Annotated in this window: 11 protein-coding genes; 3 read left to right on the forward strand and 8 right to left on the reverse strand. The window is 60.8% G+C overall.

Features of this window, described 5'->3' with window-relative positions; all coding sequences use genetic code 11:
* Nucleotides 1-90: 90 nt before the first annotated feature.
* Both AB4061_RS29135 and AB4061_RS29140 read right to left on the reverse strand, forming a co-directional pair.
* The gene (locus AB4061_RS29135; RefSeq protein WP_441639694.1) at nucleotides 91-1,347 is read right to left on the reverse strand and encodes an alpha/beta hydrolase family protein; all 1,257 of its coding nucleotides are present in this window, start codon (nucleotides 1,345-1,347) and stop codon (nucleotides 91-93) included.
* Between the two features lie 67 nt (nucleotides 1,348-1,414).
* Nucleotides 1,415-2,464, reverse strand: coding sequence for an SDR family oxidoreductase (locus AB4061_RS29140; RefSeq protein WP_441639695.1), 1,050 nt, complete (start codon nucleotides 2,462-2,464; stop codon nucleotides 1,415-1,417).
* 148 nt (nucleotides 2,465-2,612) lie between these two features.
* Between AB4061_RS29140 and AB4061_RS29145 the strand changes: the two genes are divergently transcribed.
* A complete protein-coding gene (locus AB4061_RS29145; RefSeq protein ID WP_441639696.1) occupies nucleotides 2,613-3,230 on the forward strand; it encodes a TetR/AcrR family transcriptional regulator in 618 nt (205 codons plus the stop codon).
* A 601-nt stretch (nucleotides 3,231-3,831) separates the two neighbouring features.
* On the opposite strand, the gene AB4061_RS29150 is transcribed toward AB4061_RS29145, so the two are convergent.
* The 5 genes from AB4061_RS29150 to AB4061_RS29170 form a co-directional block, all read right to left on the reverse strand.
* On the reverse strand, nucleotides 3,832-4,095 hold the full coding sequence (locus AB4061_RS29150; protein WP_441639697.1) for a hypothetical protein: 264 nt from the start codon (nucleotides 4,093-4,095) through the stop codon (nucleotides 3,832-3,834).
* 83 nt (nucleotides 4,096-4,178) lie between these two features.
* Nucleotides 4,179-5,138: a LysR substrate-binding domain-containing protein gene (locus AB4061_RS29155; protein ID WP_441639698.1), complete on the reverse strand. Its 960-nt coding sequence runs from the start codon at nucleotides 5,136-5,138 to the stop codon at nucleotides 4,179-4,181.
* 125 nt (nucleotides 5,139-5,263) lie between these two features.
* A complete protein-coding gene (locus AB4061_RS29160; protein ID WP_441639699.1) occupies nucleotides 5,264-7,171 on the reverse strand; it encodes an amidase in 1,908 nt (635 codons plus the stop codon).
* Between the two features lie 120 nt (nucleotides 7,172-7,291).
* Entirely contained in the window at nucleotides 7,292-8,773 is a 1,482-nt protein-coding gene (locus tag AB4061_RS29165) for an N-acyl-D-amino-acid deacylase family protein (protein ID WP_441639700.1), read from the reverse strand.
* Between the two features lie 11 nt (nucleotides 8,774-8,784).
* Nucleotides 8,785-9,765 (reverse strand): Bug family tripartite tricarboxylate transporter substrate binding protein, encoded by a 981-nt coding sequence (locus tag AB4061_RS29170; protein WP_441639701.1) that lies wholly within the window; start codon nucleotides 9,763-9,765, stop codon nucleotides 8,785-8,787.
* A 175-nt stretch (nucleotides 9,766-9,940) separates the two neighbouring features.
* Here AB4061_RS29170 and AB4061_RS29175 point away from each other — a divergent pair, with 175 nt between their 5' ends.
* Together AB4061_RS29175 and AB4061_RS29180 are read left to right on the forward strand one after the other, a co-directional pair.
* Nucleotides 9,941-10,312 (forward strand): hypothetical protein, encoded by a 372-nt coding sequence (locus AB4061_RS29175; protein WP_441639712.1) that lies wholly within the window; start codon nucleotides 9,941-9,943, stop codon nucleotides 10,310-10,312.
* Between the two features lie 4 nt (nucleotides 10,313-10,316).
* Nucleotides 10,317-10,493, forward strand: coding sequence for an IS1096 element passenger TnpR family protein (locus tag AB4061_RS29180; RefSeq protein ID WP_441639708.1), 177 nt, complete (start codon nucleotides 10,317-10,319; stop codon nucleotides 10,491-10,493).
* 331 nt (nucleotides 10,494-10,824) lie between these two features.
* Here the strand turns inward: AB4061_RS29180 and AB4061_RS29185 are convergent, their stop codons facing one another.
* Nucleotides 10,825-11,844: an extracellular catalytic domain type 2 short-chain-length polyhydroxyalkanoate depolymerase gene (locus AB4061_RS29185; protein ID WP_441639709.1), complete on the reverse strand. Its 1,020-nt coding sequence runs from the start codon at nucleotides 11,842-11,844 to the stop codon at nucleotides 10,825-10,827.
* Nucleotides 11,845-12,500 lie beyond the last annotated feature (656 nt).

Consider the following 12,500-nt stretch of genomic DNA (forward strand, 5'->3'; position numbering starts at 1 on the left):
GCTTCTGAAAACGACAGCGGCGCATCGGGATATTTTCTCTGTCCCATTGCGCAGGGAGGCGAATTAATCGATTTATTGTCAGCGGCCAAATCAATTGCCGATCTTTAGCCGTCGCATGAGCCAGTTCGCGGTGAACTCGAAGTGCTCTCGCATGTTCGATTCGGCTGTGTGGCCATCATCCCCAAAGACCAGTTGCGTCACATTGAAGCCAAGAGCGGCAAGAGCTGTAGGCTCATCTCTGGAAACGAGATCTTCGCGGGCGCCGTTCACCATGAGAATGGGTTTGCGCAACTGCGCCGCGGTTGGCATCTTCAATTGACGTGAGAGTTGGAACGCTTCGTAGTATTCGCACATCGTCTGACGAGGTGTCGTCAGCGGATTCATGTTGGCAAATACAGTGTAGGGAGCGACGATCCATGCAGGCGCTTTCTCGCAATGCACTTGTCCGAAGCTCGCATCGCTGGGGCCACCTATATTGACAATCGCTTGGTAGAAGTCGTTTCGCAGCCCGCCAAGTGTTCCCAAATAGCCCCCCATGCTCCAGCCGTACACGGCCACTCGGCTTGTGTCCAGGTCGCTGCGAGTCTTGATGTAGTCCGCAACCGTGTCAAGCATCGCAGAGGACTCCGGACGGAATCCCAATTGATTCTCCCCGGTGTCTGGATTTTCCACGATGAGAGTTGCAAACCCGCGACCCATGAAGTAGTCGCTGTGCCGGATCATCTCCGTCTTCAGGTTGTCGAGGCCGCCGAGAATGACCAGCACCGGCGGCTTCTCATTGCTGCCGCTTGGCGTCGACAGTGCACGGAAGTAGCCAACGAATTCTTTTTCGCCGGCCTTGAATTTGATTCGCTGGAGCGGTCTTCCCAGGACCGCRTAGGCTCGTTCGGTCGCCTGCAGATCTGCAGCGGGGATMYGCTTGGGTAGCCGATTCATCCGCAGATAGAAAGCGGCCTGTTTGTAAGCGGCCGATGCGGACGCATTGTCGCCCCGCTCCTCGGCCACGTGAGCTTGTTCCAGATGCATCTGAGCGGCCTTGCTAAAAGTCGCTTGCCAGGTCGGCTCCAACGGTCCCACATGTTCCGGCAGAGTTCCAACGACGTCATCGAATGTGCTTGGCTCTATGCCAGCATCCTCGAGCCACCAACAGATATTGAACTTGAACGAAGGATGCATGCGAGCGATGCCTCCCGGGTACTCAGCCTGTCCTTTCCTGCAGAACTCGGCCATGCTGTCCGCGGCCCTGACTGAGGGGATGCCCTGCGCGGCGGATTCGCGCGGCACAACCGCAACAAGAAGGACGGCTCCAAGAAGCGTCAAGAGTTTCAAGATCAATTTGTCCGTCATAGTCTTTCCTTTTTGGGGTTCGGGAACTCCCTCCCAGAACCAGGGCGATGAAGAGGTCTACCTGGCGTTATTGGGGCGACGCACTGGGTAGCCAGCCATTGTGGCGATACCAAGCGACCGTATCGGCAACGGTTTGCTCGACTGGGCGAAATTTCAGGTGAAGTTTCTGCTCGCTCTTCGTGTGAATGAAATGACTGCGTCCCGCCTCCTTGCGCATCAGCCTCACCGTCGCCAAGCTGAGCAAGATGGGTTTGCCGCTGATCTTCGCGTAGAGCTCCTGTGCTGCCGCCAGGAAATACAGAAGTGGGAAAGGCAAGTTGCTTGTCGGCGTCTTGATGCCCGCGATCTTCCCCACCAAGGGAACCAATTCCTGCATCGTCATGTGGCGGCCAGCAGCCAGATAGCGTTCGCCGCGCTGGCCGCGCTCTGCAGCTGAAATCTGCGCCCTCGCTACATCACGAGCATCGACAACCGAGAAGCTCCCTGGCAGCAACCCAGGCAATTTTCCAAGCACTACATCGTTGACAAATTGTCCTGACGAAGTAGGGCCGATATCGGCAGGCCCCCACATCCACCCAGGCAAGACAAAGCTCGCATGCATGTCCGGATGCGTTTCAAGAAAGGCCGATACGACTTGATCGGCCAGTATCTTGCTTCGGTAATAGTTGTCGTCAGCATCTGCCAGGTCACGCAGGCAGGTCTCGTCGATGGGCATGCCCGGCTCGCCATTCAGCACCGCGATGGATGAGGTCTGAACGAAGCGCCGGATGCCGGCGTCGTATGCCCGCTCGATAAGCTTCTGCGTGCCATCCACATTGATGCGTTTGAGCTCTTTCCAGTGGCTGCCGCCCTTGAAGTTGTCTCGAAAGAAGGCGGCGGTGTGGAACACCACGTCACATCCTTGCAGTGCTCTGGAGAAAGCGGGTACATCCGCCATGTCGCCTAGCACCAATTCAACGCCTTTCAGTCCCGCGAACTGTTGCATACCTTTGGTCTCCGAGCGGGCGAGGGCCTTGACGGAGACACCGCGTGCGACCAGCTCACGCACAAGGTTGTTACCGAGAAGGCCTGTGGCGCCGGTGACGAACGCGGACCTTGGGCTGTTGTGTTTTTCCATATCGATTGAATTTCAAAAATCATATGATTTTTCAATGTACATCCGACACCTTGAAATATCAAGTGACATCTGAAATAGTGTTTAACTTTCGTACAGACGCCCCCGCCCGACGGTCGACATCCAAATTTCATGTGATATCTTTTAGGGCATGAGCACTACGACAGCAAGAAGGCGCCTGACCCGCGAGGAAAGCCAGGCGCAAACTCGTGAGCGTCTGATCTACGCTGCACAGCACTTGTTCGTGTCAAACGGGTATGGAGGTGCATCGATCCGTGACATCGCGAACAAGGCGGGCTATTCCCAAGGCGCTTTTTATTCAAACTTCTCGAGCAAGGAGGACATCCTGCTAGAGTTGCTGCGACGCCACATGGAAGCAGAAGCGCTGCAGCTATCCACGGTCATGGGCAACAACGCGCAACAGCTCGAGCAAATGCTGGCCGAACTGGAAGCCTGGGCTTCTACGCTCAATCAAGATGCTGACTGGTGCATGCTTTCCATCGAACTGCAGTTGCATGCCAAACGCAGCCCGACGTTCGCTGCTGAGTACCRGAAGGTATGGGRCAAACACCGGTCCGAGATCGGTGGCGTAATCGGCCTRTTGTTYGAMAAGCTCGGGCGCTCGSCYCCTGCCACGTCGGACGAACTGGCTGCTGCCTTCATGGCACTTTCGCATGGGCTAGCGCTGCAAAGGACCACCGATCGCCTGGATCCGTCGGGGCGGCTGATCATGGTGTTCCTACGTGGATTGATCGCAAGTGCGAAATAGTCTCAAAAATTGAGAAATGTGTTCGTACTAGAGCGCGAGTACCGTGGACACGACTGAAGGAACTCTCACCTTTTTGTCTCCCGTTGTAATAGTTGTGCTGTGCTGGTTCAGAGCAGGGGGTGCTCTGGCAAATTGATGTCAGCTTGCGGTGCGCAAGGCTGGTGACAAGCCTCCTGGCAGGGGGCTGCCCGCGCCCAGCATCGCAAGCGACTCTCTTACGACGTCATCAAGCGCTTCAATAGGGCCATCGTGAAGCACCGTGCGATCAAGGCGCACGACCGCGATCCAGTTGACAGGCGCGGCCCCCGGCACAATCCGGTCCGATATGTCTTCCCACGAATGTCCGCCCTGCCTTTCGTGCGTCTCCCGAGGCCCGCGCCCGGCTTGCCCGCAGCGTCGCCCACCAAAAAGGCCCGACCCTTGGAGAAGCGATCGACGATGCGTGCGCGGAAGCGATAGACAGCCGTGCGTTCTATTGTCATGTCTTTCTGATCCCGAGATAGGTCAAGGAGCTCGAAATTCCCAGGGGAGAAGGTATTGGTGTCGAATACGATTCTGAACTTGTTCTTGCTCATTGCAGTAGGAATCGCATCATCGAAGATCAGGGGCGAAGGCAGGCAAATTGCCCAATAACGTAGTGGCCAAAGTACTGCGATTCCGGGACCTCATTTACGTACCAGCAGCCGCCATACTTCTGGGCAAAGTACTCACCAATGAAGTAGCTCATCCGGGTAAGAAGCCATAGCCTGTCTTCGGCTGCAACCGTCATGGACTGCAGAACGTTGTCCAGAAGCGGCGCAAACTGGCCGGCATGCCGCAGAACTTCGTGTGCGGGACTGATGCCCATCTTTTCAACAAAGTCCACGAGGACTGGCATTATTATAGATTGTCTAAATTCGCTCAACTCTGAACATTGTTCGCTTAACCGATCCCACTGCCTTAGCAAACCTACAGGGAGAGTGACGTCGGCAGGTCACCAAGGCTGTCCGCGTCGGATGCTTGGTCTTGCGCGCTTCCTCCGGTTTCCTGTAGCAGCCACGAAATGAAAATTTGGACGGCGGGGCTGTTGCACTTCTCCTGCAGGCAGACGAAGTAATAGGCTTTGGGCGAGATATAAGTGGCTGGCAACAGCCGCACGAGCCGCCCGGCGGCCAGGTCTTCGCCGGTCACGTATTCTGGCAGCAGGGCCACGCCCATCCCGCCCAGCGCGGCCTGCAAGCCCATGGTCAGCAGCGCGTAGCGAGGGCCGCGCAGCACGCGCGGGGGCATAATGCCGATGATCTGGAAGTAGGCGGTCCAAGCTTCCAGCGCGGCGGTTTGGTGCAGCAGCGGCAGGCGCTGCAGCGCGGCCTCGCCGCTCTCGCCGCTCTGGAGGAGTTCGGGCACGCATACGGGGAACAGGGCTAGCGGCATCACCTTGACGCCGAAGTGGCCTTCGGCAGGACCACCGCAGTACATGATGGCGGCGTCGAGGCGGGAGGCGCGCAAGTCGACGGGGCCGACCTTGGTGGTGACGTTGACCTGGATCTGGGGATGCTGCTTGGCAAAGCGCAGCAGGCGAGGCAGTAGCCAGATATTACCCAACGACACCGGCACCGAGATATCGAGCCGCCCTCCGCGGCCGCGACCCGTCATCACTTCTAGGGTCGCCTCCTCCAGATCGGCGATGACCCGCCGAACCGCGTGCAGGTATTGCTCTCCAGCCTGGGTGGGTGTCACTGAGCCCTTGCGACGTTTCAGCATCGGCAGGCCAAGGTAGTCCTCCAGCTCCGTGAGTTGCTTGCTGACAGCACTCTGGGTCAGGCACAACTCCTCGGCGGCCTCGGTCACGCTGGCGAGGCGTAGCGTGGCTTCGAACGCTACCAGATGGGTGAGGGCGGGCAGGTGCCTGCCGCTGGTGCTTCTCATTTGATGGTTCCTGGGCGGCAATCGGCCATTGCCGCCAATGGTGACGCGAATGATCGGACATCATAGTACAGGGCGCGCGAGACACGTGCCGCGCGCGCCCTGTCGGAAGCGTACTTCCGACATCTTCAGGGCATCAAGCGAACTTGTGCGCGCCCAGCTCCGAGCGGCGAGGCGCGCGTGTAAAGATGCACGTAGAGCTTGCCGGCCAGCAGGTCCTCGCGGTCCTGGCCACGCAGGGTCAGCGAGGTGTCACCGTTCAACTGGCCGCTGCGCGTCAGTACTGCCAGCACCGGGCCCGCTCGCTCGCCGTCTCCCCGCTGCAGGGTAATGGCGATCACGTCGGACGGGGCCGCCCGCTGTGCGCGGGCGGTCACATGCAACTCGCCGCTGAGTAAGTTGTAGCGCAGGCGCACGTCGGCGGTGGCACCATGCCCTTGGGCGATGCGCACGTCGCCGTGCAGCGGGTGCGGCGCGCGGCCGTCCACCAGCGGCGGCGTGCTGAACGGAGCGCGACGTGGCTGTGTGACCTGCTCCCAACCATAGGCCAGCGCCAGCAAGCGCGGCTCGGCAAAGGCGCCGCCCAGCATTTCCATGCCGACCGGCACGCCGTCGCTCGTGAAGCCAGCGGACACGGCGATGGCAGGCAGACCGGTGCTCGCGCTCAGTTGGCAGTTGGCGCCGGTCTGGGCCTCGCCGATGCGTACAGGCTTGCGGCGCAGTGAGGGGTAGACCAGCGCATCCACATTCTGCGCAGCCAGCGCGGCGATCACGGACGCGCGTAGCGTGGCGCGCCTCGCAAGCGCTTGGCGATAGGCCTCGCTGTCGCGTACGGGGGGCTGGTTGCGCAGACGCAGCGGTGCGTCCAGTTGAACGTGCTGTAGCCCGCGATCGAGAATGTCGCTGAGTGAATGCACAGGGGAATTCGGCTCTTGCGCCAAGTAGTCGGCCAGGTCGAACTTGAACTCGTAGGCAATCACGCTGCTGTCTGCCAGCAGTGCGTCTAGGTCGGGCACCGTCACGTCCACCACCTCGGCGCCCTGCGCACGCATTGCGTCCACCGCCTTGCGCACAATTCCGCCAATCTCCTCATCCTCCGGAGCATTTCCGAATAGGCTGCGCAGCACGCCAATGCGGGCACCCTTGAGTGCGTCGACACGCAGGGAGTCGCGGTAGCTGGTGGGAATATGGCCGGCTGAGTTGGCACTGACCGGGTCGGCTGGATCGGCGCCGACTGTGGCGTCTAGCATTACCGCCAAGTCGGTCACAGTACGCGCCAGCGGGCCGGCCACGTCCTGCGTCGATGATAGCGGCATCACGCCAGCGCGGCTGGACAGCCCGGCGGTTACGCGCAGGCCAACTAGATTCTGGTTTGCGGCCGGGATACGGATCGAGCCGCAGGTGTCCGAACCCATGCCGGCCGCGGCGAAGCTGGCGGCCACAGCGGCTGCTGTTCCGCCGCTAGAGCCCCCAGGCACTCGGGTGGTGTCATATGGATTGCGAGTGGCGCCGGTCAACGACGACACCGTGGTGATACCAGCCGCCAGTTCGTGCATGGCGGTCTTGCCGAGGATCACCGCTCCGGCTTCACGCAAGCGGCGAACCTGGTACGCGTCGGCGGCGGGTTGCAGGGTGGCCAACGCCAGCGCGCCGCCGGAGGTCGGCATGTCGGCGGTGTCGAAGTTGTCCTTTATCAGCACCGGAATGCCATGCAGCGGGCCGCGCGGGCCTTTGGTGCGGCGTTCGCGGTCGAGCGCGTCGGCCTGCGCCAGCGCGGCAGGGTTGAGACGCAGGACGGCGTTCAAGCCGGGGCCAGCCTGGTCGTAAGCGGCAATGCGGGCCAAGTAGGCCTGCACTAGGCGGCGCGAGTCTATCTTGCCGGAGGCCTGCGCTGCCTGGAGTTCGTCGATGGAGTGCTCGAAAACGTCGTCGCGCGTGCTGGAGGCCGAGGCGGGCACTTTCGCTATGGCGGCTAGCGATACCGATACGGAAAGGAAGGTCGTGGCAAGGAACAGGCGGCTCAAATGGTTCTTCATTGGCAGGTTCATTGGAAGCTCTTGTGTGTCGGCGGCCAGCATGCAGGACGCCGGAAGACGCTAGCATTCCGGCGTCGATGCGTTTGATGTGTTGCGCGTGGGAGCGGCGCGCAGGAAGCGCTAGCCGTGTGGCGTGGTCGACACCAATATCGACGTCACAAAGCGCCCGGGGAGCTGCGCTGTCGGCGTCCCGTCAACGAGCGTCGGCTGCCCCGCTACCAGTACATGGTGCACGCCCACGCAGGACGCCTGCGGTGTCTCGAAGGTGGCACGGTCCTCGATGCGTGCGGCATCGAAGACGGTGATGTCCGCTACGTTGCCCGCGGCCAGCACGCCGCGCCCCTCGAGCCCGAAGCGCTGCGCCGGGAGGCCGGTCAGCTTGTGCACCGCACGCTCCAGCGGGAACAGGCCGAGGTCGCGCGAATACAACCCGAGCACGCGTGGGAATGTGCCCCACAGGCGAGGATGCGGCGTTTCGTCGTAGGGAATGCCGTCGGAGCCGACCATGGTGTCAGCGTAGCTGAGGATGTCGCGGACGTCGTCCTCGTGCATGATGAAGTAGACCGCACCGCCTGGCACCATGGCATCGGCAGCTTCGCGCCGCGAGCAACCCCATTCCTGTGCCAGGTCCTCCAGGTAGCGTCCCGCCGCTTCTGGATGTGGGCCGGACCAAGTGATAAGGATGCGTTCACACTGCTCCACGCGTTCGGGACGCAGCATGGTGGACGACGCCGCGTAGGGATAGCAGTCCATGCAAAGCGGCATCTGCCGCGACAGTGCGCTGACCTTGGCCAGGGTCTCGCGGCTGCGGCCATGGTTGCGTCTGCCCACCAGCTTGTGATGCGAGATAACCGTCTGCACGCCGAGCGCCTGGCCGATGCGGGCGGTCTCATCGATGGCTTCGCTGACTTTGTCGCTCTCGTCGCGCATATGCGCTACGTAGACGCCGCCGTGTTGCTTGAGTGGCTCGCAGATGCGCACGATCTCCTCCTCCGGTGCCGCTGCTGAAGGCGGATAGAAGGTGCCGGTGGACACGCCAATGGCACCCTCGCGCATGGCACGCGCCACGTCGTCGCGCATGGCAGCGATTTCTTCGTCATTGGCCGCGCGCTGCAAGTCGGCAACATGCCGGGCTCGCAGTGTCGATTGGCCGATCAGCACCGAAACATTGACTGCCGCCGGCTGCTGTGCGAAGGCTTGGCGATAGGCGCCTACCGAATCGAAGCGGTAACCGCCCCGCATCATATTCAGCGGGGCAGGTGGCGTCTCCTCGGTGACCAGCGGGAACAGGCTGATGCCGCAATTGCCGGTGATGACCGTGGTTACGCCCTGCGTGACCTTGGCAGCCATCGCGGGCGAACTGAACACCATCCAGTCGTCGTGAGAGTGGCTATCGATGAAGCCTGGCGCCACTACCAGGCCGGTGGCGTCGATGGTTTCGCGCGCGCCGGTGCCCGACAGGTCGCCAATGGCGGCGATGAGGCCGTCGCGAATGCCGATGTCGGCCGCGCGGCGCGGCGCGCCGGTGCCGTCGATCAGGTCGCCGCCGCGGATTAGCAGGTCAAAGGTCGGCAAGTCGGAGGATTCGGTCATGACGGTCATGGCAAGTGCACTCAATCGATCCGGGCGCCGCTCTTGCGGACCACCTCGGCAGACTTCCTGGTCTCGGATGAGATCAGGGCCTGGAACTGCTGCGGCGTGCCGCCAAGCGGCTCAAACGAGAGCTTGTCGAGTTGGGCGCGGAAGGCCGGCTCCTTGAGGATCTCGTTGACTTCGCGGTTCAGCCGTGCGATCACCTCGGCGGGCGTCCCGGGCGCCGCCACCAGGCCGCTCCAGGCGGTCATTTCGTAGCCCCTCACGCCGGCCTCATCGAGCGTGGGCACCTGCGGGAAATGCGGCGAGCGCTTGAGTGAGGTCACCGCGAGCGCGCGCACCTTGTCAGCCTGCACGCTGGGCCCGATCGAGGGGATGTTGTCGAACATCAGTTGCACATTGTTGCCAAGCAGATCCTGGATGGCGGGCGCGCTGCCCTTATATGGCACGTGGACGATCTGGACGCCGGTCAGGGTCTTGAACAGTTCGCCGCTCAGATGGCCTGTGGTGCCGTTGCCCGCCGAACCCATCGACAGCTCGCCAGGATGCTTGCGCGCATAGGCAATCAGCTCCGGCACTGATTTCACCGGAAGTGTCGGCGTCACCACCAGCAGGTTGACGGTGGTCACCAGCCCGATCAAGGGCACCAGCTTATCTGGGTCGTAGGGCAACTTGCCGTAGAGTGCGCGGTTGGTGGCGAGCGTGGCGTTGTTGCCGTAGGCGATGGTATAGCCGTCGGGCGTGGCGGCGAAGAGCGCTTGCATGCCGATGTTGCCGCTGGCGCCGGGACGGTTCTCGATAACGACGGGCTGCCCCAGCCGCTTGGACAGTTCGTTGCCAAGTAGGCGCGATAGCAAGTCGGGCGATCCGCCCGGCGCGGTAGGTACGATCAGCCGGACGGGCCGCTCGGGCCAGGCGGCATGAGCGGAAGGCATCCACGCCGCTACGGCGAGGACGGCACCCGCAAGGGTGGCGAGGGGATGGCGCGCAAACGAAGTCATCGGGGTATTCCTCCAGGGGATGGGTAGTGCTGGAGCGGCATTCTGTCCGGGCCGGCAAGGCGCCCCTCTTGGGCGCCGTGTCTTGCGGCGTGCCATCTGGTGCCTGCAGTATGGCCGGCGTCGGTCCCGGGCCAAAATGAAATATCGGTGGTGATTTATTCCGTGGCGGAATGTATTGCCGGGCGAGGATGACATCCCGGTGCGCGTACCGCCGGTCTGGGGGCGCCATGCCGACTGGCAGCAGCGGGCGGTCAACGCCGGACAGACCGTGGAACATTTCTGGGTGGGATACACCACGCTTTGTGCTGGCGTGGCTGCGGTGGCCGAGCGCGCGCAAGCGATCACCTGGCTCCGCATCCGGATGGCCCAGGATGGGCTGAGCGTTGGTGGGCCACACGGCATTGACCACTCGATGCGCTTTCGTGATGGCGACCAAATGCTCATCCCCGCCAAGGAGTGGGAGCGCGACCGTGCCAAGTATCTCGGGCTGTCGGGCTTGCCAGCCACCGCTGATACCTTTGTCGAACAGCGACTAGCGACTGGATGAAGGCCTGCGGTCGGAGAAGGGCGCTCGGCTGAACCGTGCGCTCGGCTCGGCCACCGAATCCGAATATCACTATGACTTTGGTGATGACTGGCAGCACCGCGTAATTGTCGAATCGTCTTCCGGAGGGCAAGCGTTCTCGCCAGCCCGGCAAGCCAGCAGAGCCAGCGCCATGTCAGAGTAGCCAGTTGATCGGAGCCGGAGACGTAGAACACGTCCATACATTGGGCGTTCGTTCAATATTCTGTGTTGTTCATGCTTCACGAACACAAAGGAAAGTTGAACGACACATCGGACCCCAGTACAGCAAACCGGCATTCGACAGGACGCTTGGCTAATCGCCCAGTCATTTCCAAATGGCTGACCGGTTCATCGACGTCACCAACATTCACTAGCACCAGCGCGAGCGCGAGCTGTTGCTTGAGCGCTGGGCTCATTTCTCATTGTCGGGTGCAAACTCTGGTGTTGCCAGCCGCGACAGGCAACACCAAGGGCGCATTGGCAGCCGCCGTGCATTACGGCTTTGAGAGCAGCCTGCCGACCATGGCGTTTACTGCGCTCAATTGTGACCCCGATTTCAGCGCGTAATCGGAGCCGGTATAACCGAACCAGTCCCAGCAGCCCTGCGGATTAAAGGGAACCGTAGACGAATTCACCTGCGGGTACAGCACGAGGATGTTGTTCGTGTCCGCCCAGTAGTTGTAGTTTGTCTTCGCGTAAAAATCATTTCCGACAACGGCTTCGGACTGCTTGCACCCATGGAATGCCACGTGGACTTTGCACGTTACCCCCTGAGCGCATGAATTTGGCACATAGACGAAGCCAGTATCCGCCATGCCCGTCGCGGTCGTCGCGAATTCGCGCTGGTTGAACGGCACGATTCTCCCTGACAGGTTCTTCGCCGGCTTGTTCAGCGTGCCGTAGATCTGCTGCAGCAACGCGCCGGCCTGATCGTACTTTTGCTTGCCGACCGCGCAATGACTGATATATGGAGATGCGTTATCCGAGCACACGTTGCCGAACGCTGGCGTGATGAATGCGTGGCCGGCCGGCACGTTGTTCACGTACTGCAGGTTAGACGCAGGAACGCCGGCCTCCTTGAAGAACGACACTGTCGCGTCGACTGCCTGCTGGTACACGACGGTATCCTTGGTTCCGCTAAATACATAGACCCTGGCCTTCTGCAAATTCGATAGGGGGTCGATCTGACCGAGCGACGCAAAACCCGTCGCGGCGGCTACCATCAACGCTGGATTCGGTGGCACGAACGGCACTTGCCCCATGCAGATGGTTGTGTTGAGAATGTTCCCAGCTGCACAATAATACGGCCCACCCGCCACGACGCCTGCACCGACTACCGAGCTCGAGTATGCGACCTGGTACTGGATTGCCATGAAGGCGCCCGATGATAGGCCGGAGACTGAGGTCTGCGATTGGTCACCAGCAAAGGAGGGCAGCGCATCGGCGGCCAACGCCGTATGAGGAAGAGCAGCGAGCGCAAAGGCAGCAATGGTAAGGGTGCGAAGCGATTTCATCATGGTAGCTCCTGTGGCACAACGGTCGAAACAGAAATTGCACTAAAGGACAACACCGACTAAGAACTCTATTGCCCATTGGCACCGGCGAATCGAAAAGGAGGGCGGGACCTCGCATACGCGGTCGTGCTTCAAAATCGCCGTGCTGTGGATCCGCGATGGGGAGCCGACTACGGCTATTGACATCACAACATCACGGCCATATGCAGCGCCTGCATCGTCGAATTCCGACAGGTAATTTTGGCTAATGCACTGCATTTGTGCGCACCGATACCGGGCTGCGACGTTTTAAGGCCCCTACTTGTGCTTGGTCTTGTGTTGTGCAACATTATCGGCGTTTCAAGAGAGTGCCGAGCTTATATTTATGCTTGCGTGCGATATTTGCAACGGTGTCGTCTGATTGTCATGTGAAACACCTATGTATTGGCCGTTAACTTCCATCCGATCCAAGAATTTAAAATAAATAAAATCTGAAATAATTAATTTTTAATTAAGTTTAGAATGCATTAGCAGGCTGCTGAAGTACTCGCCGCACACACGGTATGCTTTCCGCCCGAGCAGGTGAGCACTGCTTGATTTCACAATCCGGAAACTACGCGCCCCGGAATCGAGTTTTTCGGCTGTTGGGCGCCCATTTCCAGCTTTCTTTGCCCGCT

This window comes from Cupriavidus sp. YAF13, from assembly GCF_052113425.1.
GTDB lineage: Bacteria > Pseudomonadota > Gammaproteobacteria > Burkholderiales > Burkholderiaceae > Cupriavidus.